The sequence below is a fragment of the Endozoicomonas sp. 4G genome (genome assembly GCF_023822025.1).
Classification (GTDB): domain Bacteria; phylum Pseudomonadota; class Gammaproteobacteria; order Pseudomonadales; family Endozoicomonadaceae; genus Endozoicomonas_A.
Map to the genome: position 1 here is coordinate 2,189,421 of NZ_CP082909.1, position 26,096 is coordinate 2,215,516.

Annotated in this window: 24 protein-coding genes; 18 read left to right on the plus strand and 6 right to left on the minus strand. The window is 47.8% G+C overall.

The genetic code is table 11. From position 1 onward, the window contains the following. The first annotated feature begins 78 nt into the window (after positions 1-78). Together K7B67_RS08465 and K7B67_RS08470 are read left to right on the plus strand one after the other, a co-directional pair. Positions 79-1,878 carry a hypothetical protein gene (locus K7B67_RS08465; RefSeq protein WP_252179913.1) on the plus strand — a complete coding sequence of 600 codons (1,800 nt, stop codon included), beginning with the start codon at positions 79-81 and terminating at the stop codon, positions 1,876-1,878. Positions 1,879-2,030: 152 nt separating this feature from the next. Beyond that, a complete protein-coding gene (locus K7B67_RS08470; protein ID WP_252179914.1) occupies positions 2,031-3,749 on the plus strand; it encodes a hypothetical protein in 1,719 nt (572 codons plus the stop codon). Positions 3,750-3,830: 81 nt separating this feature from the next. Here K7B67_RS08470 and K7B67_RS08475 read toward each other — a convergent pair whose 3' ends face one another. After that, positions 3,831-4,283, minus strand: a complete 453-nt coding sequence (locus K7B67_RS08475) for a universal stress protein (RefSeq protein WP_252179915.1) — start codon at positions 4,281-4,283, stop codon at positions 3,831-3,833. 300 nt (positions 4,284-4,583) lie between these two features. On the opposite strand from K7B67_RS08475, the gene fadB reads away from it, so the two are divergent. From fadB to K7B67_RS08505, 6 genes are all read left to right on the plus strand, one after another. Continuing rightward, positions 4,584-6,737, plus strand: a complete 2,154-nt coding sequence (gene fadB, locus K7B67_RS08480) for a fatty acid oxidation complex subunit alpha FadB (protein ID WP_252179916.1) — start codon at positions 4,584-4,586, stop codon at positions 6,735-6,737. Between the two features lie 62 nt (positions 6,738-6,799). Then, positions 6,800-7,972, plus strand: a complete 1,173-nt coding sequence (fadA, locus tag K7B67_RS08485) for an acetyl-CoA C-acyltransferase FadA (RefSeq protein ID WP_252179917.1) — start codon at positions 6,800-6,802, stop codon at positions 7,970-7,972. A 388-nt stretch (positions 7,973-8,360) separates the two neighbouring features. After that, on the plus strand, positions 8,361-11,003 hold the full coding sequence (gene topA / locus K7B67_RS08490; protein WP_252179918.1) for a type I DNA topoisomerase: 2,643 nt from the start codon (positions 8,361-8,363) through the stop codon (positions 11,001-11,003). A 67-nt stretch (positions 11,004-11,070) separates the two neighbouring features. Next, positions 11,071-11,568 (plus strand): DUF6586 family protein, encoded by a 498-nt coding sequence (locus K7B67_RS08495; RefSeq protein ID WP_252179919.1) that lies wholly within the window; start codon positions 11,071-11,073, stop codon positions 11,566-11,568. 201 nt (positions 11,569-11,769) lie between these two features. Next, on the plus strand, positions 11,770-12,075 hold the full coding sequence (locus tag K7B67_RS08500; RefSeq protein WP_252179920.1) for a PTS sugar transporter subunit IIB: 306 nt from the start codon (positions 11,770-11,772) through the stop codon (positions 12,073-12,075). Positions 12,076-12,266: 191 nt separating this feature from the next. Beyond that, entirely contained in the window at positions 12,267-12,509 is a 243-nt protein-coding gene (locus tag K7B67_RS08505; RefSeq protein ID WP_252179921.1) for a hypothetical protein, read from the plus strand. A gap of 21 nt (positions 12,510-12,530) precedes the next feature. Here K7B67_RS08505 and K7B67_RS08510 read toward each other — a convergent pair whose 3' ends face one another. Further along, positions 12,531-12,905 carry a SulA-like leucine-rich domain-containing protein gene (locus K7B67_RS08510; RefSeq protein WP_252179922.1) on the minus strand — a complete coding sequence of 125 codons (375 nt, stop codon included), beginning with the start codon at positions 12,903-12,905 and terminating at the stop codon, positions 12,531-12,533. Further along, positions 12,889-13,497 carry a transcriptional repressor LexA gene (lexA, locus tag K7B67_RS08515; RefSeq protein ID WP_252179923.1) on the minus strand — a complete coding sequence of 203 codons (609 nt, stop codon included), beginning with the start codon at positions 13,495-13,497 and terminating at the stop codon, positions 12,889-12,891. Before lexA ends, K7B67_RS08510 begins: the two co-directional genes overlap by 17 nt. A gap of 140 nt (positions 13,498-13,637) precedes the next feature. Between lexA and K7B67_RS08520 the strand changes: the two genes are divergently transcribed. The 8 genes from K7B67_RS08520 (at position 13,638) to K7B67_RS08555 (ending at position 20,093) form a co-directional block, all read left to right on the plus strand. Continuing rightward, the gene (locus K7B67_RS08520; protein WP_252179924.1) at positions 13,638-14,285 is read left to right on the plus strand and encodes a TetR/AcrR family transcriptional regulator; all 648 of its coding nucleotides are present in this window, start codon (positions 13,638-13,640) and stop codon (positions 14,283-14,285) included. A 23-nt stretch (positions 14,286-14,308) separates the two neighbouring features. Then, positions 14,309-14,791 (plus strand): L,D-transpeptidase, encoded by a 483-nt coding sequence (locus tag K7B67_RS08525; protein WP_252179925.1) that lies wholly within the window; start codon positions 14,309-14,311, stop codon positions 14,789-14,791. Positions 14,792-14,827: 36 nt separating this feature from the next. Next, a complete protein-coding gene (gene nagZ, locus K7B67_RS08530; RefSeq protein WP_252179926.1) occupies positions 14,828-15,874 on the plus strand; it encodes a beta-N-acetylhexosaminidase in 1,047 nt (348 codons plus the stop codon). Beyond that, positions 15,874-16,983 carry a mechanosensitive ion channel family protein gene (locus K7B67_RS23945; protein WP_276576727.1) on the plus strand — a complete coding sequence of 370 codons (1,110 nt, stop codon included), beginning with the start codon at positions 15,874-15,876 and terminating at the stop codon, positions 16,981-16,983. The genes nagZ and K7B67_RS23945 overlap by 1 nt, the downstream gene beginning before the upstream one ends. 69 nt (positions 16,984-17,052) lie before the next feature. Then, positions 17,053-18,084 (plus strand): mechanosensitive ion channel family protein, encoded by a 1,032-nt coding sequence (locus tag K7B67_RS08540; protein WP_252179927.1) that lies wholly within the window; start codon positions 17,053-17,055, stop codon positions 18,082-18,084. Between the two features lie 21 nt (positions 18,085-18,105). Next, the gene (locus tag K7B67_RS08545; RefSeq protein ID WP_252179928.1) at positions 18,106-19,311 is read left to right on the plus strand and encodes a response regulator; all 1,206 of its coding nucleotides are present in this window, start codon (positions 18,106-18,108) and stop codon (positions 19,309-19,311) included. Positions 19,312-19,327: 16 nt separating this feature from the next. Further along, on the plus strand, positions 19,328-19,660 hold the full coding sequence (locus tag K7B67_RS08550; protein WP_252179929.1) for an STAS domain-containing protein: 333 nt from the start codon (positions 19,328-19,330) through the stop codon (positions 19,658-19,660). 1 nt (position 19,661) lies between these two features. Further along, positions 19,662-20,093 carry an ATP-binding protein gene (locus tag K7B67_RS08555; protein WP_252179930.1) on the plus strand — a complete coding sequence of 144 codons (432 nt, stop codon included), beginning with the start codon at positions 19,662-19,664 and terminating at the stop codon, positions 20,091-20,093. A gap of 21 nt (positions 20,094-20,114) precedes the next feature. On the opposite strand, the gene K7B67_RS08560 is transcribed toward K7B67_RS08555, so the two are convergent. Genes K7B67_RS08560 through K7B67_RS08570 form a run of 3 tightly spaced genes read right to left on the minus strand, consistent with a single transcriptional unit; the run spans position 20,115 to position 24,795 of the window. Further along, complete coding sequence (locus tag K7B67_RS08560) at positions 20,115-21,197, minus strand: hypothetical protein (protein WP_252179931.1); 1,083 nt, start codon at positions 21,195-21,197, stop codon at positions 20,115-20,117. Between the two features lie 25 nt (positions 21,198-21,222). Beyond that, positions 21,223-24,150 (minus strand): Tn3 family transposase, encoded by a 2,928-nt coding sequence (locus K7B67_RS08565; RefSeq protein ID WP_252179932.1) that lies wholly within the window; start codon positions 24,148-24,150, stop codon positions 21,223-21,225. 45 nt (positions 24,151-24,195) lie between these two features. Next, on the minus strand, positions 24,196-24,795 hold the full coding sequence (locus K7B67_RS08570; RefSeq protein WP_346658267.1) for a recombinase family protein: 600 nt from the start codon (positions 24,793-24,795) through the stop codon (positions 24,196-24,198). 342 nt (positions 24,796-25,137) lie between these two features. Here K7B67_RS08570 and K7B67_RS08575 point away from each other — a divergent pair, with 342 nt between their 5' ends. Further along, positions 25,138-25,680 (plus strand): GMC family oxidoreductase N-terminal domain-containing protein, encoded by a 543-nt coding sequence (locus K7B67_RS08575; RefSeq protein ID WP_252179933.1) that lies wholly within the window; start codon positions 25,138-25,140, stop codon positions 25,678-25,680. After that, positions 25,673-26,095, plus strand: coding sequence for a hypothetical protein (locus tag K7B67_RS08580; RefSeq protein WP_252179934.1), 423 nt, complete (start codon positions 25,673-25,675; stop codon positions 26,093-26,095). The genes K7B67_RS08575 and K7B67_RS08580 overlap by 8 nt, the downstream gene beginning before the upstream one ends. Position 26,096: the final 1 nt, after the last annotated feature.

Consider the following 26,096-nt stretch of genomic DNA (forward strand, 5'->3'; position numbering starts at 1 on the left):
AAAATTGAGCACAGCTGCAATTCTTGGACTATTTTATGAGGGGCATTTAAATATTATAGAAATATTATAGGAGGTAAAGTGGCCAATAGCTTTATGTATCGATTATTGAAAAGAGCCGGATCATCGATCTTTTCCCATCGTAACTTACCCTATCGTAAAAAGTCTAACCAGCTTATTGCAGGTTCCTTTGGTCTCATTGTTATGGTTTGCCCCTGCTCAACATTGTTGGCAGCATTGTTGGCAGCAAACCCTTTATTAACACCAATGGATGAGGGATTGGTTGAAAAAAAGGGAACAAAAGACTCTGACCTCCTATCTGAATTGATTAACCTTAATGCCCTTTCGGGGAGGTACCCTTTACTCACCCCGAATAGTACCGATTTTATCTTTGCTATGAACCCTGGGGATATGCAAGGCGCAAAGAGAAAGTATCAGGAGGAACCGCAGGGTGCTGGAGCACAGCAGATGCAACCTTTAGCGGAATTCCTACTCCCGGCCATTTCCCGTGAACAAATTGCTGAAATTATCCGAACATTGAATCCAGGCCTCTCAGAAGAAACTATAATCGCTCTGCTGAGCAATATTCCAGAAACGCCTCCCATTGATAACCTGACAATTGCTGGCATGATTCAGCAAGTGCAGGATTTTCTTGGCATTAAACTTGACGGATATCAGGATACAATCCTGGAAGCTCTATCGCGTATTCAGGATACCGAGTCTCCTGTTAAGCTCGACAACTCGCAAGATCAACAGAACCTCGCTTATTTGATGCTGGCTTACTATACAGCTAAATATTCAAGTGGTGTTTCGCGTCAAAGTGCTTATCGTTTTTTTAATTCATTCCTGCTCCACGCTGCTGAAATGGCTGGAATATCCAGGCTTTACCAACAAAAAGATAAATTATTAGGTAAAAAGAAACCGATAAAAGATAAAGAAGTTTTAAAGCGAAATGTAGCAACATCCAAAATAGTATTCTCTGCTCTCAAATCTCTGGAAACAGAGCGCATTTATTTTTTACACCCATTCGAGGATCACTCATCGGGAGCTGATCAAGCTAATACATTACTAATGGAAGCTGCCAAGCTTCTCAACAATGGTATTGATAGGAACGGAATGTTGATTTATGAGCGACATAGACGATCAGCGCAAAGAATGTGGAGGCTTATAAACGCATGCGGTGACAATGAGCTTGAATTAGTAGCCTGGAATAATCAGTTCTTGAATTTAATTGATATCATAAGCCAGATGCTTGACCCTTTTTCTGCAGAATATGCAGGGCTAAATGCACTTATTGTCAACATGGAGGATTATTTTAGAAAATCAGGTAAGAGCACAGCCTTTTATTCTGGTTCAAACACGAGAAGGGAGTTACTTGCCGAAATCAAAGAGGTAGCAATAGACGCAAAATTGCACCCAGAAAATCAAAATCATGAATTATTTAAAGAAATGATTGAACACATCAGAACCTATTTGACACAACAATTACACTTAACTTTTACTAACGAGCATCATCGCAAAGTCATACTGCAGACCCTCAGGTTGGGATTTAGAGACCTTCTGAAACAATCATATTATTTATTGGCAGTGTTTTCTAATACAGCTATTGCTTCCAATGTCACTGAAAATGAGATTGGAAAAAAAGAGAGGAAGAAAAAACACCTGCAAGAACGGATTGGCTACATAAAAGAACTTGTGGAATGGTTCGACTATTACCTTGATATTCCTAATTGTGATGACAGCAGTGAATATGAAAGTAGTGCATCTGAAAGTAGTGAGTCTGAAAGTAGTGAGTCTGAAAGTTGTGAAGCTGAAAGTTGTGAAGCTGATAGCAATAAATCTGATAGCAGTGATTCTTTCAGCAGTGACTCTGACTCTTAACATACCAGAGGGCGTGACTCAGTGAGTTAAGCTGAATCTGACGAATCTAAATTGAGCATAGCTGTGACCCTTGGACTACTTTATGAGGGTCATTCAAATATCATAGAGATATCATAGGAGTTAGAGTGAACACTTGCTTTATGTATCGAATATTGAAAAGAATCGGATTATCGATACTTTTCCATCATAACAAGTCTAATCAGCTCATTGCAGGTGCCTTTGGTCTCTTTGTTATGATTTTCCCCTGCTCAACATTGTTGGCAGCAAACCGTTTATTAACGCCAATGGATGAGGGGTTGGTTGAAAAAAAGGGAACAAAAGACTCTGACCTCCTATCTGAATTGATTAACCTTAATGCCCTTTCGGGGAGGTATCCTTTAGTCACTCCGAATAGTACCGATCTTATCTTTGCTATGAACCCTGGGGACAGGCGAGGCGCAAAGAGAAAGTATCAGGCAGAATCGCAGGGTGCTGAAGCACAGCAGATGCAACCTTTAGCGGACTTCCCACTCCCGGCCATGTCCCGTGAACAGATTGCTGAAATTATCCGAACATTGAATCCAGGGCTCTCAGAAGAAACTATAATCGCTCTTCTGGGTAATATTCCGGAAACGCCTACCGTTGATAACCTGACAATTGCTGACATGATTCAGCAAGTGCAGGATTTTCTTGGCATTAAACTTAACCGATCTCAGGATACAATCCTGAAAGCGCTATCGCATATTCAGGATACCGAGTCTCCTGTTAAGCTCGACAACTCACAAGATCAACAGGATCTCGCCTATTTGATGCTGGCTTACTATACAGCTAAATATTCAAGTAGTGTTTCGCGTAAAAGAGCTTCTCGTTTTTTAAATTCATTCCTGCTTCACGCCGCTGAAATGGCTGGAATATCAAGACTTCACCAACAAAAACATAAATTATTAGGTGATAAGGAACCGATAACAGATAATGAAATTTTAAAAGGAAATCTAGCAACATCCAAATTAGTATTCTCTGCCCTGAGCTCTCTAGGGATGGAGCGCATTGATTTTTTGCACCCATGCAAGGACGACTCAGCGGAGGCTGATCAAACTAATACATTACTAATCGATGCTGCCAGACTGCTCAACAATGGCATTGATAGGAGCGGAATGCCGATTTATGAGCGAGAGATAGAATCAGCACAAAGAATGCTGGATCTTATAGAAGAATACGGTGAAAATGAGCCTGAATTAGTAGCCTGGAATAATCAGTTCTTGAATTTAATAGATATCATAAGCCAGATGCTTGACCCTTTCGCTGCAGAATACGCAGATCTGAATGTACATATTGCTAATATGGTTGATTATTTTGGAAGAGCAGGTAAGAGCACAGCCTTTTATTCTGGTTCAAACAGGAGAATAGAATTACTTGAAGAAATTAATGGTGTGGCAGTACACGCAATATTTCACCCGGAAAATCAAAAGCATAAATTATTTAAAAAAATGATTGCGCACATTAAAACCTATTTGACGCAACAATTACACTTAACTTTTACTAACGAGCATCATCGCAACGTTATACTGCAAACTCTCTGGTCGGGATTTAATGACCTTATGGAACAGTCGTGTCATTTATTAGAAGTGTTTTCTGATACAACTATTGATTCCAAACTCACTAAAAATGAGATTAGTAAAAGAGAAAGGAAGAACAAACACCTCCAGGAACGGATTGATTACATTAAAGATTTTGTAGAATGGCTCAGGTATTATCTTGATATTCAAGATTCTGATGAAAGCAGTGGATCTGAGACAAGCGATAATGACAGCAGTGAACCTGAGACAAGTGATTATGACATTAATGATTATGACATTAGTGATGATGAAATGTCAGAGGGCGTGATTCAGTGAGTTAAGCTACATCCTACGAAACTCAGCTACATAATCAGGGTATTCGGTCACGCCCCGCGGTTAACTCACCCGGTGTTACTGTTATGGCTTATGGCTGTTGTTTTTACCCACTCTTACCGCCAGCACATCACAGCAGGCACCATGCAGGATGCTGGTGGACGTTGAGCCGAGAATCAGGGCCAGGCCGTGTCTGCCGTGGCTCCCCACTACGATCAGGTCAACGTCGGTCTCTTCAGCGATGCGATGCACTTCCCTTTCCGGGCGGCCATAAACGACGTGCTGCTCACCCTTGTCCAGATGAATACTGTCTGCCAGACGTGAAATGCGCTCTCTGGCCTGTTGGGTGATTTCGTCCTGAAGGGTTGTGAGATCCAGTGGGATATCGCTGCCATAAGCCACACTCAGTGGCTCAACCACATGCACCAGTGTCAGTCTGGCCTGATAGGTTTCGGCAAGCGACTTGGCCTTATCCAGCACATCGTCCGCTTCATCAGACAGGTCAATAGCAACGAGAATATGGTTATATTGACTCATAGACTGTATCTCTCTTCCTGGTTGTTTTATAGCGAATTGCAGCTCAATGCCCGGATTGCGATTAACTGCAAACATCGTGGATTAAACGCCTATAGTTTACGGTGGTCTGTTATATTGTCCAAGCCTATTTATAGTAGGTATTTGACTTTAATCAGTATTTTTGCGGATTTAAAGCGCTTGATATTCTTGACTTTGCCACAAAATTCAATGAAGGTAGGCACAAAAATTCAAACGGTTGTATGAATGTCTGGCAAGTCAGTTATCAAAACAACCTTTTTCAATCCGTCCGGAGAGAGATAAATGATATATCAGGGGAAAGCGTTCAAGGTTCTGGCACTTGAAAGCGGTATCGCCGAGTTAAGGTTTGACCTCGAAGGTGAGTCGGTGAACAAGTTCAGCCGGCTGGCCATAGAAGATCTGAATGATGCGATCAAGGCGATCAAGGCGGAAGACTCCATCAAGGGGGTCGTTCTCACCAGTGGTAAGGAAGGGGTCTTCATTGTTGGTGCCGATATCATGGAGTTTACCTCAACCTTCCGTCAGGGCGAGGCTGAACTGATGGAAATGGTTATGGGTGCTAACCGTATCTTCAGCAGTTTTGAAGACCTGGATATGCCAACCGTTGCCGCGATCAATGGCAGTGCTTTGGGTGGTGGTTTCGAGATCTGCCTCTGTGCGGATTATCGGGTGCTGTCCAATAAAGGTGGTGTTGGTCTGCCTGAAGTGAAACTGGGTATCTACCCGGGCTGGGGCGGGACTGTTCGTTTACCGCGTTTGATCGGTGTTGATAATGCAGTCGAGTGGATTGCTGCCGGTCGTGAGCAGAAGCCTGATGCAGCCCTGAAAGTAGGCGCTGTAGATGCAGTCGTTGCAACCGAAAAGCTGGTGGACTCAGCGGTAGCTATCATCAAACGTTGTCTGGCCGGTGAGTTGGACTTTAATGCCCGCAAAGATGAAAAACGCTCACCGCTGAAATTGCCCATGCTTGAATCGCTGATGGCTTTTGAAACAACTAAAGCCGTTGTTAAGCAGCAGGCTGGCCCTCATATGCCAGCACCAGTGGCTTCTGTCAAAACGATCCAGAAGCATGCTGAGCTGCCCAGGGACGAAGCCCTGAAAGTAGAAGCAGAAGGTTTTATCAAGCTGGCCAAATCTCCTGAGTCTGATGTTCTGGTGGGGCTGTTCCTGAACGACCAGATGCTTAAGAAGAAGACCAAAGCTCTGACCAAACAGGCGGGTAAGGTTGAGAAAGCCGCTGTTCTGGGTGCTGGCATTATGGGTGGCGGTATTGCTTACCAGTCTGCCTACAAGGGCACTCCCATCCTGATGAAAGATATTGCTCAGGAAGGTTTGAACCTGGGTCTGACGGAAGCCAGCAAGCTGTTGTCCAAGCGAGTGGACCGTGGTCGTATGGATCCTCTGAAAATGGGTGAGATTCTCAATCACATTGTGCCAACTCTGTCGTACAGTGAGTTTGCTGACGTTGACGTGGTGGTGGAAGCGGTGGTTGAGAACGTCAAGGTCAAAAAAGCCGTATTGGGCGAAGTCGAACATCATGTCCGTGAAGACGCTGTGCTGGCTTCCAATACTTCAACCATTTCTATAACAGAGTTGGCTAAGGATCTGAAAAGACCCGAAAAATTCTGTGGCATGCACTTCTTTAACCCGGTACACGCAATGCCTCTGGTTGAAGTGATTCGTGGTGAGAAGACCAGTGAAGAAACGGTGGCAACGGTGGTGGCTTACGCCAAGAAAATGGGCAAGGTGCCTATCGTTGTCAATGACTGCCCCGGGTTCCTGGTCAATCGGGTACTCTTCCCATACTTTGGTGGTTTCGCTTCGCTGGTGAGAGACGGCGCTGACTTCCAGAAAGTAGATAAAGTCATGGAGAAATTTGGCTGGCCAATGGGTCCTGCTTACCTGCTTGACGTTGTCGGAATTGATACCGGCTGTCACGCAGAAAAAGTGATGGCGGAAGGTTTCCCGGATCGTATGTCCCGTGACTGGAAGAGTGCTATTGATGTGATGTTCGAACAGGGGCGTTACGGACAGAAGACCAATGTCGGCTTCTATCAGTACGAGCAGGACAAGAAAGGCAAGCCTAAAAAAGTGGCTGACGAAACGGCCTATAAGATTCTCTCCGAAGTGGCGGGTGACAGCCGTGAGTTTGAAGCACAGGAAATTATTGATCGCATGATGATTCCTCTGTGTATGGAAACCGTCCGCACGCTGGAAGATGGCATTGTTGATACCGCGGCTGAAGCTGACCTGGCTTTGCTCAATGGCATCGGCTTCCCGATTTTCCGTGGCGGTGCCCTGAAGTACATCGATAGCATGGGGGTCGACAAGTTCGTTGAGCTGGCTGACCAGTACGCTCATATCAGCCCGCTCTATCAGCCCACTGACAAGCTGCGGGAAATGGCTCGTGAAGGCAAAACGTTTTACGGCGCGTAAACAGCCTCAGGCCACACAAGAGTTAGCTAATCACGATCAACCGATTTAAGAGAGAATTGACTATGAGCCTTAATCCGAGAGATGCCGTAATCGTAGACTTTGGCCGGACCCCAATGGGCCGTTCCAAGGGGGGCATGTATCGAAATGTCCGTGCCGATGATCTGTCCGCCAACCTCATCACTGGCGTTTTAGACCGTAACCCCGGTGTTAACCCTGAAGAAGTTGAAGATGTGATCTGGGGGTGTGTCAACCAGACCCTGGAACAGGGTTGGAACGTTGCCCGTATGGCATCTTTGATGACTCCCATTCCTCATACTTCTTCTGCCCAGACTGTCAGTCGTCTGTGTGGTTCTTCCATGAGTGCGCTGCACACTGCTGCTCAGGCGATTCAAACCGGCAACGGTGATGTTTTTGTGGTAGGTGGTGTTGAGCACATGGGGCATGTGGGCATGATGCATGGGGTGGACCCCAATCCACGTCTGTCTAAATACGCCGCCAAAGCCGCGGGTATGATGGGTCTGACTGCTGAAATGCTGGGCCTGATGCACGGTATTACCCGCGAAGCTCAGGATGAATTTGGTGTCAGATCGCACATGAGAGCCTGGGAAGCGACCAGAGGCGGTCACTTCAAAAATGAGATTATCCCTATGCAGGGGCACGATGAGGACGGCAACCTGGCGGTCTTCAGCGAAGATCAGACAATCCGTCCTGATACCACGCTCGAAGGGCTGGCCCAGTTAAAGCCTGCCTTTAACCCGAAAGGGACAGTGACAGCCGGTACGTCGTCCCAGATTACCGATGGCGCTTCCTGCATGATCGTTATGTCTGCACAGCGTGCGCAGGACCTGGGTCTTCAGCCAATGGCTGTGATTCGTTCCATGGCGGTTGCTGGTGTTGATCCGTCCATCATGGGTTATGGTCCTGTACCCAGCACCAAAAAAGCGCTGGAGCGTGCCGGCCTGACCATGGATGATATTGATTATGTTGAGTTGAATGAAGCTTTTGCTGCCCAGGCTCTGCCAGTGCTGAAAGACCTGAACCTGCTGGACAAGATGGATGAAAAGGTAAACCTGAACGGTGGTGCTATTGCTTTGGGCCATCCCTTCGGATGCTCCGGCGCCCGAATCTCCGGTACTCTGCTGAACGTTATGAAGCAGCATAACGGTACGCTGGGTGTAGCCACTATGTGTGTGGGTCTGGGTCAGGGTATTACTACGGTGTTCGAACGTCTGTAATACCACTGTCCGGACCTGTGTTTGTCTGGAGTATCCTGCTTGAGAGTTTTGCCCCGGAATGTTATTCCGGGGTGTTCCTGTTCCGCCTGCCAGTGTTCACAGTCATTAAATAATCTTTTGATATTCAAGGAAATTATTGCTCATAACGGGCTGGATTAATCATTGTGGCTGTGAAACGATAAAAAAAGAGGGTCGTTCGAGAAAAAATCAGGGTCATTGGAGGGTTTTCCTTGACCGATGTTTTTCTTGACCTTATATATTGAAACAATTTTCAATTCCCGACCTTTCTTGTTTTGGTGGCAGGCCGAGCTGAGTGTTTTATGATTTTTTTTCAGGCTGGTCAGCTATACCGGGACAATGGAGCTGATTACAGGATGTGTAAGGTAGCATGGGTAAATCTTTAGTTATCGTCGAATCGCCTGCCAAGGCGAAGACAATAAACAAATATCTGGGTAAGGACTTTGTTGTTAAGTCCAGTGTTGGTCATATCCGTGACCTGCCCACCGCGGGTGGCTCCAGGAAACCTGTGGATCCCAAAGCACGGGCAAAGGCCGCTGCTGAGACACGTAAACTATCTCCTGAGCAGAAAATCGTTCACAAGAAGCGCAAAGCCAAAGAGCAGCTGATTGAGCGAATGGGTATTGATCCTGAACAGGGATGGAAAGCCCATTACGAGATATTGCCAGGCAAAGAAAAGGTGGTCGATGAACTTCGTCGTCTTGCCGCATCGGCTGACACGATCTATCTCGCAACCGATTTGGACCGCGAGGGAGAGGCCATTGCCTGGCATCTTCAGGAAGCGATTGGTGGAGAGCCAGGTCGATATCGGCGGGTAGTGTTCAACGAAATTACCAAAAATGCTATCCAGGAAGCCTTTAAAGAGCCTGGTATTCTCAATATCGATCGGGTCAATGCCCAGCAGGCGAGAAGGTTCCTCGACCGCGTAGTGGGTTATATGGTTTCGCCGTTGCTCTGGGCGAAAATTGCCCGTGGCCTGTCGGCAGGGCGAGTGCAGTCAGTGGCCGTTAAGCTGATTGTTGAGCGAGAGCGTGAAGTCAGAAGTTTTATCCCGGAAGAGTACTGGGAGGTGTACGCTGACCTGACCACCGAAGACGGAGAAGTCATTCGTTTTCAGGTGGCAAAAGAAGCCGGAGACAACTTCAGGCCTACCAGTGAGGCTGCCACCGGGGTTGTTCTTGAAAAGCTTAAACAGGCTGATTACACGCTGACGGCGCGGGAAGACAAACCGACCCGTAGTCGCCCATCGGCCCCTTTTATTACCTCCACCCTGCAACAGGCAGCCAGTACCCGCCTGGGATTCAGTGTCAAGAAAACCATGATGATGGCCCAGCGCCTCTATGAAGCGGGTCATATTACCTACATGCGTACCGACTCCACCAATCTGAGTCAGGAGGCGGTAGAAAGTGCCCGTGAATTTATTGATGGTACTTATGGTTCAAGGTATTTGCCCGAGCAGCCAAACCGGTATTCCAGCAAAGAAGGCGCCCAGGAGGCTCACGAAGCGATACGTCCTTCCTCGGTAACCGCTGAGCCGGGTTCTATTTCCGGTCTTGAGAAAGATGCAGAGCGCCTTTATGAGCTGATCTGGAGACAGTTTGTTGCCTGTCAGATGACACCTGCGGAGTACCTCAGCACATCCCTGACGGTGCGGGTAGATGACTTTGATCTGAAGGCGAGGGGCAGAACCCTGAAGTTTGATGGTTATACCCGTGTCATGGCCGCCATTGCCAAGAAAGGGGAGGACATCATTCTGCCCGCCCTGGAGAAAGGTGATCCGCTGGATCTGAAGAAACTGGATCCGAAACAGCTGTTCACCAAGCCGCCAGCCCGATTCAGTGAAGCGGCTCTGGTTAAAGAGTTGGAAAAGCGCGGAATTGGCAGGCCTTCGACCTATGCCTCCATTATCTCAACCATTCAGGATCGTGGTTATGTCTCTCTGAAAAATCGTCGTTTCTATGCTGAGAAAATGGGCGATATTGTCACAGACCGGCTGGTTGAAAATTTCTATGATCTGATGGATTACAATTTTACCGCCAATATGGAGTCAAATCTTGATGTAGTGGCTGAGGGGGGCAAGAACTGGAAAGATCTTCTGGACAGCTTCTACAGCGATTTCAGTCACAAGCTGGAGCAGGCTGAAAACGACAGTAGTGGTATGCGATCCAACGATCCTTCCCCAACCGACATCAAATGCCCTGAATGTGGCAGGGATATGATGATTCGTACCGCCAGTACCGGGGTATTCCTGGGCTGCTCCGGTTATTCGCTGCCTCCGAAAGAGCGTTGTAAAAGCACTATTAATCTGGTGCCCGGCGAAGAAGTGGAAGATGCTGATGACGAAAATGCTGAAGTGAACGCTTTGCGTGCTATGCATCGTTGTCCCAAGTGCTCTACAGCGATGGAAAGCTATCTGATTGATGAGCAGCGCAAGCTTCATGTCTGTGGTAATAACCCGGACTGCTCTGGCTATGAAGTGGAAAAAGGTCAGTTCAAGCTCAAGGGTTATGATGGCCCCGTGCTTGAGTGTGACAAGTGTGGATCGGAGATGCAGCTCAAGTCCGGGCGTTTTGGTAAATACTTTGGTTGTACCAACAGTGAGTGTAAAAACACCCGTAAGCTGCTGAAGAGTGGTGAGGCGGCCCCGCCAAAAATGGATCCGGTGCCTATGCCTGAGCTTAAGTGCCTTAAGGTGGACGATCACTATATTCTCAGGGACGGTGCTGCGGGTCTTTTCCTGGCCGCCAGCCAGTTTCCAAAGAACCGGGAAACCCGTGCTCCCCTGGTCAGTGAGCTGATTCCTCATCAGGCAGCTATTGATCCGAAATATCATTATCTTCTGGATGCGCCGAGGCAGGATGCTGAAGGCAATCCTGCCATTATCCGCTACAGTCGTAAGACCAAAACTCAGTATGTTATGAGTGAGTCTGAAGGTAAGGCGACGGGGTGGAGTGCTACTTTCCAGGAAGGGAAGTGGGAAGAGAAAACCACCAAAAAGCGCAAAAAAACCTGATCTGGCCGGGTCAAAAACAAGACCTTCACGTTGATTCGTGGAGGTCTTTCTATTTGAGAGAACGATAATGTCTGAGCAATGGCGTTCCCATACCAATAAAAAACTGCACTATGCCCGTTTACAACTGGATGCCTGGGAAAGTGCCGAGCCTTTTGAGCAGGACGCTTTTCGAGACGCGTTTCTGATGCATGCCCGCCATGCCTATTTCTCTCTGTTGGCAGAGATTCTTTTTCCTTACGGTAAGCAGCTGACCCGGTTGCTGTCTCTGGAAGAAGTCTCGAAGCTGGTGGACAAGAAGCAGGAGGGCAGTGTGTCTGAACTCGAGCAGCTTAAGCAGCTTGAGTCGTCGGATAGCTGGCTGGCAGATTTACTTGAGGCTTATGATGGTATTTCAATATTAAATGATAATATCCAATCATATTCAAGTGAAGTCGGTTCAATAATGATTGCTTCGGACAGAGGAGAATCCACAAGAGGTGTTAAAACACCGGAAAGTGGCAGAGCAGTTCTTGCTGCTCTTAAAGAGCTGGTAGGGCATTTCAGAAATTTTAATCTTGAGTGGTGAATAAACGATAATGGATCGATATTTACCGGTAGCGGATACCAGTACATAGTCTTTTATTGATTAAGGTCAACACCTGAGTAATTTTGTGATTTATCCACACTGAAACCGGTTTCATCTGGTTTGTCACTGGTATATATTGTTTTTCGAATTGTTCAAACAGTCAAGGAACCCCAGGACGGGGCATCCAGTTGAGGTAAAGCGATGACTAAAATCATGCTGTGCTGTTCTGCAGGTATGTCTACCAGTATGCTGGTAAAGAAAATGCGTGAAGCTGCTGAAAGTCAGGGTAAAGAAGTAGAGATTGAAGCCTTTGGCGCTACCGATTTCGACGAACAGGTAGCCAGCTACGATGTTGTCCTGCTGGGGCCTCAGGTTAAATATATGTTGAACGACCTCAGGCAACGTGCTGCTGAGTATGAAATACCGGTTGAAGCCATCAGCCCTATTGATTACGGCACTATGAATGGTGCAAAAGTACTGGAATTTGCCCTGTCGCTAAAAGCCTGATTTATTAAAGGTTCATCAAAGAATGTTGTGTGCCTGTTTTGCAACAGGTACACAAGCTTTCGTTCTTCTATCACCAGAATCCTCCCCACAATCCCCTAAGAACACAGATCACAATGTTTTGGCCTATTGCATCATTGGGCACAATGCTGCATGATTTCCCCCTCATACACGCTACTTATATGGAACCAAATATGGCTGCATCGTTTTTGGAAATTGTGGAGCTTCCAACGGGCGAGATTGTTCTGCGACGCAGTGATGACGAGGGTGAGCCTCTGCTGACCATGAAGTTTTCTGAGGAAGCTATAGAATTTCTCGAAGGCGGGCATCTGCAAGTGGCAAAGGTCATGTTTGATGCGGGTATGCAGGAGGTGGCTGAACTGACTCGTCCACAGCCTGCTGATGAAGAGATCCCTGAAAACAGAGTACTGCATTAACTCTATTTTGATGGACAGGTTTCAGGCAACCTGTCTGCTACGAATAGCCAACCCCTGGCACTGTCCATTTTGGGCAGCGCTTTCAAGTTTACCTAACCATCCTTTATCCAGATCTCCCAGCCAACTGATAACGGTGTGGCTGGTACCCGATGCGAGAGCCTTCCGGGTAAGCTCCAGTGTCTGATTAGTATTGCTGGAGCTAAAGATTTGCACCTTGTCATGATTCAGGTCACAACTCTTTAACCAGTGAAGAGTTCGGGTATCTGATTTGTCTGCCAGAATAAGCGTTAACCAACGTTCACTGTCACTGGAAAGTTGACTGAGCATGGGGTTCAGGAGTTGTTCGGCCTGCCATGGCTTTCCTGAGAGAATAAGCTCATTAATAATGGGTTTCATTTCTTATAACTCCAACGCTTAAACCTTCAATCGCGAACGTATCCTGTGTGAGGTCAACGACAATGGTTTCGAACTCATCGTTTTCCGGATGCAGCAAGACTTTATTTTTCTTTTTCTCGAATCTTTTGACGGTGACTTCATCTTCAATCCGGGCCACGACAACCTGACCATTTCGAACGTCTGCTGTCTTGTGAACCGCCAGCAGGTCACCATCAAGAATCCCGATGTTTTTCATACTCATGCCTTTGACCCTTAACAGAAAGTCAGCGGATGGGTTAAAGAAACCCGGGTTGAGCATCAGGTGATCCTCTATATGTTCCTGGGCAAGGATCGGGTTACCGGCAGCCACCTGGCCAACAATAGGAAGCCCTTCTGGTTGGCTGTCTGGAATTCGGATACCCCTTGAGGTTCCGGGGGTCATCTCAATAGCGCCTTTACGGGCCAGTGCCCTGAGATGCTCTTCTGCGGCATTGGCTGAGCGAAAGCCAAAGGTTTTGGCAATTTCGGCCCTGGTGGGTGGGAAACCTGTCTCTGCGGTATGAGATTTGATCAGGTCCAGTATTTCAGATTGTCGTTTAGTGAGCTTATTCATAAGAGTGCGATCTGTTTTTTTATACAGTATCTGTGATTATATACAGTATGATGGTCGTGGCAAGTGTAACCTTGACACTGCAGGATTAGAAACGTAGCTTTAAACGGTCGTTTATTAATCCTTATAAAACTCCCTATATCATGGCGCAACCTTCAACTATCGATAGAATTCTGGATTCAGCCGAGCTGCTTTTCGCCGAACATGGCTTCGCAGAAACCTCTTTAAGAACAATAACCAGTCAGGCAGGCGTGAACCTGGCTGCCGTGAACTATCATTTCGGCTCTAAAAAAGCTTTGATACAAGCGGTCTTCGCCCGTTTCCTGGCTCCTTTCATGGAGGGTTTGAATACTACGCTGGATGAGTGGTCAGACCAGAGTGAACAACCCGACCTTGAAGCGGTGCTTGAGATACTGGTCGACCATATTCTCGCTGTGAAACCCAGAAGACCCGATGATATTTCTATTTTTATGAAACTCATGGGGCTGGCCTTCACTCAGAACCAGGGGCACTTGAAGCGTTATCTGACTGAAACTTATGGAACCGTCTTCAGCCGATACTTTGAGTTGCTGTTCAGGGCCTGTCCTGACCTGCCCACTGCCGATAAATTCTGGCGCACCTACTTTATCCTTGGCTCTGCTATCTTCTCAATGTCCGGTGCTGATGCACTCCTCGCCATCGCCAGCAGAGACTTTGCCATTGATGACAACCTTGAGAAGATCATGAGAAGAATGGTGCCATTTATGGCTGCTGGCCTACGAGCTCATGCTACTTACGACAAGGGCCGATAAACCAGCCAACACGGGATTGATCTGTGCATATTAATGTTCGAATTGCCTCACAAACCCTGGAGCTGATGCAAGAGGGAAAGGTGACAGCCTGTTATTCTGTATCAACTGCGAGTAAGGGAACGGGGCAGCAGGAGGGTAGCTGGCAGACTCCTCTTGGACGCCATGTTATTCGCGCTAAAATCGGCGAGGGTCTGCCTGTCCATGCTGTGTTTGTTGGCAGGCGATTCACAGGGGAGATTTATTCTCCCGAACTAAAACAGCAATATCCTGATCGACGGGACTGGATCTTAACCAGAATTCTCTGGTTAAGTGGCCTGGAACCCGGTTATAACCGTTTGGGAAATGTCGATACTATGCGGCGATATATCTATATTCACGGCTCACCCGATACTGCCGTGATGGGCGAGCCGGGATCAAGAGGCTGTGTGCGGATGCACGGTCACGACATGATAGATTTATTTGACCGGGTTCTGCCGGGAACTACTATTGATATTCTTCCGGAATAGTCTTACCGGTTTTTGGGTCAGGAGAGCAATGAAAGTATGAATACGCGTGATCAGAACAATGGAAAAAATAATGGCGTTTTAATAATCGACCTTGAAGGTCAGGCTCTTCAGCCTGAAGAGCGGGAGTTACTCCTGCACCCCGGTGTTGCCGGTGTGTTATTTTTTGCCCGGAATTTTCGTGATCGTAAACAGTTGAGTGAGCTGGTCAGCGATATCAGAAGTATCAGACAGAACCTGATCCTGATGGTGGATCAGGAAGGTGGCAGGGTGCAACGTTTCAAAACCGATTTTACCCGTCTTCCACCGGCAGAAAGCTATGCCAGATATTTCAATTGTGACCCTCAAAAAGCGCTGGAGTTGATTGAAGATTGTGGCTGGCTGATGGCCGAAGAACTTCTCTCCTGCGGTCTTGACCTGAGCCTGGCTCCGGTACTGGATCTGAATCTTGGGTTGACTGATATAGTAGGCGATCGTGCGTTGGGCAGTGAACCCGAAATCGTTATTAAACTGGCCACAGCCTGGCGCAGTGGTGTTCATGAATCAGGAATGGCCTGCGTCGGTAAACACTTTCCCGGTCATGGCAGTGTTAATGAAGATTCTCACTTAACCTTGCCCAGGGACAATCGTTCGCTCAATGCCATCCGGCAGCGAGATATGCTGCCATTCAAGGCACTGATAGAGCAGGGGATCGAAGCGATTATGCCTGCTCACATTGTTTTTTCTGAAGTGGATGATCAACCTTGTGGTTTTTCTTCAATCTGGTTGCAGGATATTCTCAGAAAACAACTGGGCTTCGATGGGCTGGTGATCAGTGATTGTCTGACTATGGAGGGTGCAGCGTCCGCCGGAAGTTACTCTCTCCGGGTTGAAAAAGCCTTGAACGCAGGCTGTGATCTGCTGTTACTCAGTAACAGGGAAGGTGTCCGGGAAGTACTGCCCTGGCTTGAACAGTGTTCTTTCTCAACCCCTGATCTGTCACCCCTTCAGGCCAGCGGCGGCCGCCCCCTGGAAAAACTGGTTACCATGGATCGATACCTTAGCTGCAAGGACAGACTGGATTACCTCTCTGAACGATTTAACTAATGCCTATTTTAGCCACTTTTTTTCAGGACCTGAATATTCCTAAATGGGTTATTCAGGTCGTTATTGTGCTGTTGATTTCAGGTGTTCTCAACCTGATCTCCTCCAAGATATTCAACCGTCTGGGCAAAAGTGTTCGAGCAACCCGGAACCCCTGGGATGATGCGGTTATCAGGTCACTCAGAAAGCCAGTCACCCTGCTGATCTGGATCGTCGGAGCCTGCTGGTCTGTGGATGTTATTGCCAAGGTTACGGAGTCAGCCCTGTTTGATGGACTGAGTCATTTCAGGGATGTCATTATCATCACTCTGGTGGCTTGGAGCATTATTCGTTTTATTCGTCAGCTGGAACGAAATTTTCTGAATCCTGCTCTGACGGATAATAAACCCAATGACCCAACGACCGTAGTGGCCATTGGCAGGCTTATCAGAATCGTGGTGATTATTGCCTGTGTCCTGGTGGCCTTACAGTCCCTTGGCTATAGCCTTTCAGGTCTGCTGGCATTTGGTGGCGTTGGTGGTCTGGCAGTGGGTTACGCCGCCAAAGATATGCTGGCCAATTTTTTTGGTGGCCTGATGATTTACCTGGATAAACCTTTCGGTGTTGGTGACTGGATTCGATCACCGGATAAAAACATCGAAGGCACTGTCGAATATATTGGCTGGCGACAAACTCGTATCAAGACCTTTGAAAAGCGTCCTCTTTATGTTCCCAACGCCACTTTCTCCAGTATTTCTGTTGAGAATCCATCACGAATGGAAAACAGGCGGATCAAGACAACGGTCGGCCTGAGATACCAGGATGGCAGCAAGGTGGAAGTGATTGTCGGGGAAATTCGACAGTATCTGGAAGATAACAATGAAATTGCCAAAGACAAGATCATCCTGGTGTCGTTTAATGCCTTTGGTCCCTCCAGTCTCGATATTATGATCTATTGTTTTACCTGTACGACTGACTGGGCAGAGTGGCTCAGGATCCAGCAGGATGTTTTCATCAAGGTAATGAATATTATCCATTCCCATGATGCTGATATTGCCTTTCCAACCCAGACTCTTGATCTTCCGGAAGAATGGTTGAGTAAAATTGAGCAAAAGCCCACTTCAATGGTCTAAATATAATCAGGCGGGTGGTGGCCGATACCCACCTTACCATTGGGTTATTCTTGCGCGAGGGGGCAGGCAATGTTCTGGGAAGATCTTCTGAAAGGAGATAATATCTTTTTACTGACCGCGCCTGTGGCTGCCACTCTTGCTTCCTGGATTAGCCGGTTCTGGCTCAGCCGGTGGGCCCAATCGGAGAACCAACCGGTAAGGGCTTGCCTGGCCACGGCTTTTCGTCCACCTCTGCTGCTGCTGCCCTGGGTCTTCTGTTTTTTTTATCTTGCTCACTGGTTTATTGATCATATTGAAGAGGAAGGTCACGACTGGCTGGCCGTTTCAGAAACTATCTCCTCAGTATTGCTCCCTCTCTGGCTCCTTCTGAGACTCAGCCATCAGTTACCAAATATTGCTGTGATCTCAGGGGTGAAGGATAACGATCTCGACTTAGCCAGAACCCTGTCCCGTTTTTTTCATATCGTTCTGATTGTTCTGGCGTTACTGATTCTGGCACAAAAATTAGGCTACTCGCTCTCTGCACTGCTGACCTTTGGCGGGGTAGGTGGCTTGATTGTAGGTATGGCGGCCAGAGAATGGTTGGCCAACTTCTTTGGCGGCCTGATGCTGATACTGGATAAACCTTTTAAGGAAGGTGATTGGATCCGTTCTCCTGACCGACAGATAGAAGGGCACGTAGAGCATATTGGCTGGCGACTGACCCAGATAAGAAATTTTGACCGCAGGCCGGTGTTCGTCCCCAATTCGGTCTTTACCAGTATTGTTCTGGAAAATCCATCCAGGATGCGGAACCGCCGGATTATTGAAAACTTTGGTGTTCGCTATGAGGATCTGGACAAGATTCCTGCCATCATGGCCCAAATCACTGCCGGATTTCTGCAACACCCTGAGCTGGATTGCTCGGAGCCCCATTATGCACGGTTTCTCAAATACGGAGACTCGTCACTGGAGTGTCAGATCAGGGTGCATGTGATTCCCAAGGGAAGGGTAGACTTTGTCAGAGTACAGGAAAGTGTCATGTTGCTTATTGCTTCTGCCGTGCAACAAGCGGGGGCAGAGTTCGCCTACCCGGTGATGAAAGTGATTAAGATGACATAACGGCAGGCCGATAACTCCTGGATGAATATTCTTATTGTTGAAGATGCCCGTGACCAGCGTTTGATGCTTTCTGTCGTATTGAAAAAGCAGGGACACCAGGTGCTTGAGGCCGAAAATGGCCTACAGGCCCTGGCGATTTTGCAGGAACATCAGGATGTCAGAATCATCATCAGTGACTGGATGATGCCCGAGATGGATGGCCTGGAACTGCTCCGGAAAATCCGAAAAACGGATCTGGGTCGTTATATTTATCTCATCCTGCTCACCGGTAAGACGGATCACGATGCCGTGGTAGAAGGCATGAATGATGGTGCTGATGACTTTCTTGCCAAGCCGGTTAATTTTGATGAGCTGGCCGCCCGCCTGAAAGCCGGTATTCGTATCATCGAACTTGAGAAGCAGTTGGAACAACAAAACAAGCAGCTGGTTGAAGCGATCAAGACGGTTGAGAAAGATCTTGAGTCCGCGGCCAAAGCCCAGGCCGTTTTACTGGCTCAACCAGCCACCATTCAACAGGTTTCCTTCGACTGGTTTTTCAAGCCCAGCAAAATATTGGGCGGTGATATGTTTGGTTACCAGGCGATTGATGGCGAAACGCTCGGGTTCTATCAACTGGATGTCGCCGGGCATGGTATTCCCTCAGCACTTTTCTCATTTACCCTGAATACTATTCTTTCGGAAACATCCGGCAGAGGCTCCATTGTCAGGGAACTTGTCAGGGAAACATTGGATCACGAGCCCTTCTATAAAGTGCGAGCCCCTGAAACGGTTCTGGCCTCACTGAACAGGCGGTTTCAGGCGACGCCGGAATCAATGCTTTATTTCACCATTGCCTATGGCGTCATTAATACGCGCACTGGCCAAGTGACATTATCCCGTGCAGGTCATCCGCCACCCTTATGGATTCATCGTGAAGAAGCCATTGTGGAACCGGTAGCGGGCGGAGGCGTTCCCATTGGTATGATGCCGGATATGGAATACACCTCCTGCACTTTGCAGTTTCAACCGGGTGACCGGCTGTTTCTGTATTCTGATGGCGTGACGGAATGTGAAAATGTTCAAGGTGAGCAGTTTGGTGAAGCCCGTTTGCTGCAATGTTTGCAGGATACGGCCAATGATGATTTAAAATCAGTGATTGACCGGGTAGAGAAAAATGTCAGAGACTGGAATGAACTGGATCGTTTTGAAGACGACGTGACTTACCTGTTACTGGAATGGAAACCCTGAAAGCCAGGAGGATGGCATGGCATTTGAACACCACGAGGAAGGCCACTTGACCGTGGTCCGGATTGATGAGTCCCGTCTTGATGCTTCCATTGCTGAAGCGTTTAAAACTTACGTGTTTGATCTGATTGAGGAGGGCAGGTCCGACCTTGTCGTCGACCTTGCTGAAGTGCGTTTTATGGACAGCAGTGGCTTGAGCGCGCTGGTGGCAGGTCTGAAGAAATTGTCGGGTAACGGTTCATTCAGCCTGGCTTCTGCTCAGCCTGCGGTGAAAGATCTGTTTGATCTTACGTCCATGGATAAATTGTTCAAACTCCATGGTTCAGTGGCTGAGGCGGTAAAAGGGAATTGATATGTCACAGGAGCTGAAGCTGGAAATTGATAGCCAGTTAGCCAATACCAGGCTGGTGGCCATGGCGGTCAGAGGTCTCTGCGCCATGACGACTCTCTCTCCTGTTGAGGTTAATCGCCTGGAGTTGTGTCTGGTAGAGATCGTCAATAATGCCATTGAGCATGCTTACGACAATCAAGCGGGTCATCCGGTGGAAGTGTGTGTCAGCCTGGACAAGACCATGATCAATATTTCTGTCAGTGACTGGGGGCAGACTATCCCTGATGAAGTGATGCAGGATAAGGCTGAAAAGGTGGTTGATCCAGAGCATCCGGAAATCTGGTTATGCAGTGGTCGTGGTTTGCACATCGTTAAGAAGTTGATGGATCATGTGGCCTATGAGTCAAACCAGAACAAGAACAGTTTTATCATGAAAAAAGAGCTGCGCCACTGACAGCTCTTTTTTAGTACCCGGCTATTTATCCTCCTTCTTTCTTTTCTCGTTAAATGGCGGCTGGTCATATGCCTTTCTTTTGGGTCTTTGGTCAGCAGGCAGGTGAGTCATTTTGTGCCTTTTCAAATTGCAGGTCAGGTCGGTGATGTACTTACAGCCCTCAAAATCACACCGGTGCACGTTAGTTCTCTGCTCAACAGGCAGGTGGGTCTGTTTGTGTTTTTTCAGATTGCATGCATAGCTGGTGTAGTTGCAGCCCTCATAGTCACACCGGTGCACCTTGGGCTCCTTAGGCAGGTGGGTCGATTTGTGCCTTTTCAGATTGCCCGCCTGACCGGTGATGTACTTGCAGCCCTCATAGTCACACCGGTGCACCTTTGGCCTCTGGTGTCCCTGGTTGGCAGGCAGGTGGGTCTGTTGGTGCGCTTTCATATGGCCCGCGTGGTAGGTGCTGTAGTTGCAGCCTTCATGGTCGCACTGGCGCACTTTGGGTTTCCTGGGTCTCTGGTCGGCAGGCAGGTGGGTCCGTTGGTGCGCTTTCATATGGCCCGCGTGGTAGGTAATGTAGTTGCAGCCTTCATGGTCGCACTGACGCACTCCGGATATCCTGGGTTTCCTGGGTTTCCTGGGTCTCTGGTCGGCAGGCAGGTGGGTCTGTTTGTGCTTTTTCATATGGCCCAAGTGGTAGGTGCTGTAGTTGCAGCCTTCATGGTCGCACTGGTGCACTCTGGATGTCCTGGGTTTCCAGGGTTTCCTGGGTCTCTGGTCGGCAGGCAGGTGGGTCTGTTTGTGCGTTTTCATATGGCCCGAGTGGTAGGTGCTGTAGTTGCAGCCTTCATGGTCGCACTGGTGCACTTTGGGCATCCTGGTTCTCTGGTCGGCAGGCAGGTGGGTCTGTTTGTGCGTTTTCAGATTGTTCGTCCGGTCACTGCTGTAGTTGCAGCCCTGATGGTCACACTGGTACACCTTGGTTCTCTGGTCGGCAGGCAGGTGGGTCTGTTTGTGCTTTTTTAGATCACCCTTGTGGTCGGTGCGGTAGTTGCAGCCCTTATGGTACGTGGCCCGTAACCGTGACAAATCTTCATAAAAATCACGTAACCACATTGTTTTTCTTAGGAAAAATATCAAATTATAACGGTCGTACTTTTTGATTCAGATCCAGCCGGTAATCCCCCAGAAGATTGATGTGATGGTCCCGGTAAGGTGAGAGATGACTTAGAATTTCATCCGATATTTCATGCCCTTCTTTCCGCAACTCAGTCAGTGTGCGACTCAGAGTTTCGACAGTATGAAGTATGACCATATTGGCAGTCAGGTGATTATACTTGATGATTTTTTTCTGTTGGCTGCGGTCATTCTCCCTTATGACGCCTTTGTTACCAAAGAACAGCAGGTCAGAGAAGTCATTGAACTTCTCGCTTTTGTTGGTTGCGGCGTTGATCATCCTCCGCATTCCCGTGTCTTGAATGTACTCCAGAAGGAAGAGTGTTCTCACAGCCCGGCCCAGCTCTCTGAACCCATAGTACACAGAGTTTTTTCGGCTTTTGCTGTTGAGCCGCTTGATGATGGTCGATGCTGAGATCTTCCCGGCTTTGATGGACATGGCAATTCGCAGCATGTCATCCCAGCAAGCTTCGATCCGCTCCCATTTCAGAGTTTCCCGGAACAAAGAACCAAGGTTATCAACCTTTAGCCCAGCTTCAGGGCGATAAAATATAAGCCTTTTTATGTTTTTGATGCGGGGCATCAGCTTTATTCCCAGTAGATGTGCCAGGCCAAATACTGCAAGACTTTGCCCGTGGGTATCGGCATGCAATGTGTCTGGTTGTATATCTGACTGGTTCTCCAGCAGGGCATCCAGGATATAAATCGCTTCATAGACTCCACAGGGGATGAAGCGGCTAAACAGGGCTATGTAGGTGTCAGAGACATGGTAATAACCGATGCCACCGTAACCACCATAGCGAACATGGTATTCAGATAACAGATTATTTTCATATAGATCCCATTTTGTTCCATCCGCTGATGCACTCTTTCCTGTTCCCCAGTAGCTGGGTAAAGAAAACTTGTTATAGGCGTTAATCACCTCTTTAATACATTGGCTCAGGCCTTCTTCTGAACTGTATTTTAGGTTCATGCGGGCAATCTGCTTGCGGCTGACTCCTTTGACGGATCGTGATAACTGAGCCGATCCCAGGTTGCAGCCATAGCAAAGTAGAGCCAATACAAAGCGTTCCTCAAGGTTGTCGATGCGGCTTTGCTGCCCTGATAGCGGTCTCCAATGTCGGCTTAAATTGAGCCATTGCTCTGTTTCGGTCAGTAAATCAAGAATATTGATTGATGGTGTTCGTTCTTGAATCAGAGTCTCAAGAGTCTCCAGTTCAGCGGGTTTCTCTTCGGCACGAATCGGAGAGATGACCAGTTCGCCATCCTTTATCTTTGCCTGAGTATTGCTTGGGAAGGCCATATCCGTCTTCTGACATACAGCTTTCAGGCGCTGTCTTAGACCCTGGCAGAAGACGATTTTATCAGCAGAAAATCCGACCATATTGCAGTAGTCCGCCACACCATCTCGATACTCCTCATCACTGATGAGCTGCAGACGCCGGTCACTGAATTCGGTACTGTTTTCAATAAAAAGATCTGCGCATTGCAGGCCTTCAGCAACAAGAGTCAGGAGGCATAATTCCAGATAAAGCCGGTGCACCTTTACGACCTGTTTTGTCTTTTTATCGGTGCCGGTAACCAGCTTCCACCACTTTCTGGCCGGTATCCAGTCCCAACTGATTTGGGTGTCGCTTACATCCAGCCAGGTTTTGCGTGACTTCTGGTGCTTGTTGATAAAATGCCATGCCTGTATCAGTCGATAGTCATTACAGGCCGTCCTCAGAGTGAATAACGACATTGCGGTAAGCAGGCTGGCCCGATGGTATCTGTAAGAAGGAATGGTGAAAGGCAGGTAGTTGCCATCAGAGTATTCCAGCAGTTCATTGCAAGCTTTGATGACTTCCTGTGGTTTGTTTTTCAGGGCTTGGCCAATGGATTCAAGGGTAGGGTCTGAGCTTGTGCTTTCCTGCTGGTAAGCCTGACTGACCGCTTTTAGCTGGGCAATGAGCTTTTCCTGTTGCTTCGTCTTGCCTTTCTGCCACTCTTGCAGTTTGGTCTGTGCCCTGTTATGAATGCTCCGAAGCAATTTCAAAAAAATACTGGCAATGTCATCGAGCACCTGGGCGTGTCGGTAGCGCAATAGCAAAGCAAGCAATAAAGCCTGTTTCTCCTGTTGTATGCTTTCCATATCAGATCGATTCTGGGCGCAAGCTTCAAGTTCCAGTGCCCGGCACTTTTCAGGTGTCATTTCCGGCAGGTTCGGAAGATTTTTCCGAATATTCTGGTACCACTGCAGTTGATTGAGAAGAGCGGAAGCATTATTGCGACTCACCTTTCTGTTGATGGGCTTAAGTCGATCCCAGGATTCCTGCACCAGCAGCCCGGTTAGTTGCTTTTTACTTTCCGCTGAAAGCTTCTGCCAATAGCTTGAGTAGAGGTTGCTGTTGAACTTGTGTCGGGCACTGATGGCCATTTTGTTCAGTGTTGAAAAGCCTGGGAGTTCACACCGATATTTCAACAGAAGTTCAATGACTTCATTGATCATATCCTGCTGGTAGTGGCGTGTTTCTGCCGATGTCGCCATAGCTTGTTCTGCCAGATCAGTATCAAATGGCCTTAAGCCCAAATGTTGTCTGATCTGCTCAATGTAAAACGACCGCCGAGAGCTGTGAGCATCGCGTCTGACGGATTCAACGGTAGAACGATTACGCAATTTCTTACCGTAGTATTGTATAAAACCAGCTGGTATATCTTTGAAAGCAATGTGATACCCCAGATGCTGGAACATTTTAAGATGGATCAACAATACATGTTGGTGTAGGAGCTTGGTAACGACCTGCTTAACCCATTTCAGCTCGCCTAGGGAGGGCTCCCAAATAGACCCCTTCAAGTCTTTGAAGGTCGTTCTCGAACGCAACCGGGGATAAGCGGTTTCATGAACTGCAACCATTGATACTTCGTCTTATTATTAATGTTCGGACTGAAAAAGTTCCCTTCAGTCAACTTTTCCGCTTATAGGTACACCCCTGTACCGCAAATAGGAATAAAGTGTCGATTTGCAAATTCCCAGATGAGACGCAATCTCATCAACGGTTAATTGGCCTTCTTTATATAGAGTCTCTGCAGCACAGGCGATCTTCTGCGCCCGCTCTGGTAGCCCCTTTGGCCGCCCGCCCTTGCGGCCACGCAATCTTGCGGAGGCCAGACCGATGCGGGTACGTTCCCTGATAATCTCTCGTTCAAATTCAGCCAGTGCTGCAAATAGATTAAAGCTTAACCTTCCCTGTGGTGTTGATGTATCCACGGGGTCATTCAGACTCATCAGTCCGATTTGTTGCTCAATCAGCTCGCTGGCCAGAGAGACAAGATGTTGGAGTGATCGTCCCAGTCGGTCCAGTTTGCAGATGACCAGCATGTCACCAGGTCGGATTGCTTTCATAAGATCTTCAAGACCAGGTCTGTCTGATTTTGCTCCGCTGGCAACATCCTGAAAAATTTTCTCGCAACCTGCTTTTCGCAGCTCATCAATTTGTGAATTCAGATTCTGATCTGAAGTACTGACACGGGCATACCCAATTTTCATACTATCGGTCAAAGCCGTCTGCTTTTCTCAACACCAAAGAAGAAAAGTAGACGATAAATAGTTAGACGGCAAAAATGCACGATTTGGCGAGAGGTACAGAGGTTGGTCGAACTTCCGTACCACAGTCTGAAAAAACGACCGTTTTTTTGCACTATCCCAAGAAAGTCTAAGCAGTATCAAATGGACGAAAAAGAAGTTGTACTGGCTTTTTGGAAAGCTATGGAGAGTAATGACTTCGCTCATGCCAGTGGGTTTCTATCAGAAGACTTTGAAGGGTATTGGCCCCATTTTTGATTTGTTTACCAATTTTTTATACGGCATAATACTTATAAAATAAGAATATAAAGTTCTGTTATGTACGATTGTATTATCGAAGACGGTGGTTCTGCTGGATGTGTTCTTGCCTCTAGGTTGTCGGAAAATTCCTCCCTTAATGTCTGTCTTTTTAAAGCGGGTTCGGCGAATCGGAATCCGGCAATTAAACTCCCTCCGCGAGGGTGTACCCTCGGGGGTAGCAGTGCCAGCAACGCGATGATCTATATCCGGGGTCATCCGGAGGATTACGACAGCTGGGCGGACAACGGCAATCTAGGCCCGAGTTTCCTGAATCTGCTCCCGTACTTTAAAAAAAGCCAACATCAGGATAACCCGGATTTCAACGGCTTCTCTCAGGAGGGCGTCGGTCTATATCAGCTAACCCAGAAAAAAGGATGGCGCTGCAGTACTTCTCATGTCTTTCTTGCCAACGCAAGGAAACGGCTCAACCTGCGGTTCCGTGCAGAGAAAGCCGTGGATATGATCCTGGCGAATACCGGCTCCGGCCGAGTCGTCAGAGACGAGTTGACAGTCTGCGCCACGGACACCGTGCCAGTATGGAGGGAGAAAAGTAATGCCTGAAAAGAGGGAAGCGCTGGGGTTTCGCCTGGAGTTCAGCCACCTACGGGCGGAGTATGCCGTTCTGCTGCTGTTAACGACAGGCGTCGTTACTTGGCAGGCTGCCTCCATTGACTGGTTTGCCTTTGTGGCGTTGTTCGCCCTGATAGACGTCATTGGTTATTTGCCCGGCTACTTTTGGTGCCGGTTTAAACAGGAGGAGATAGCGCCAGCCGGATTTTATTACGCCTACAACTTTAGTCACCATCTTGGCTTCGCCCTGGCGGTTTCAGCGCTGTACTGGTTCCTGGTCGACCACAATCCTGCATTTCTGGCATTGTTTATGCATCAGTTTGCCGACCGGGCCATACTGGGGAATTTTCATAAAAACAAAAATAACCCTTTCAACGAATCAACACTTCATCTTCTAAAGGAATAAC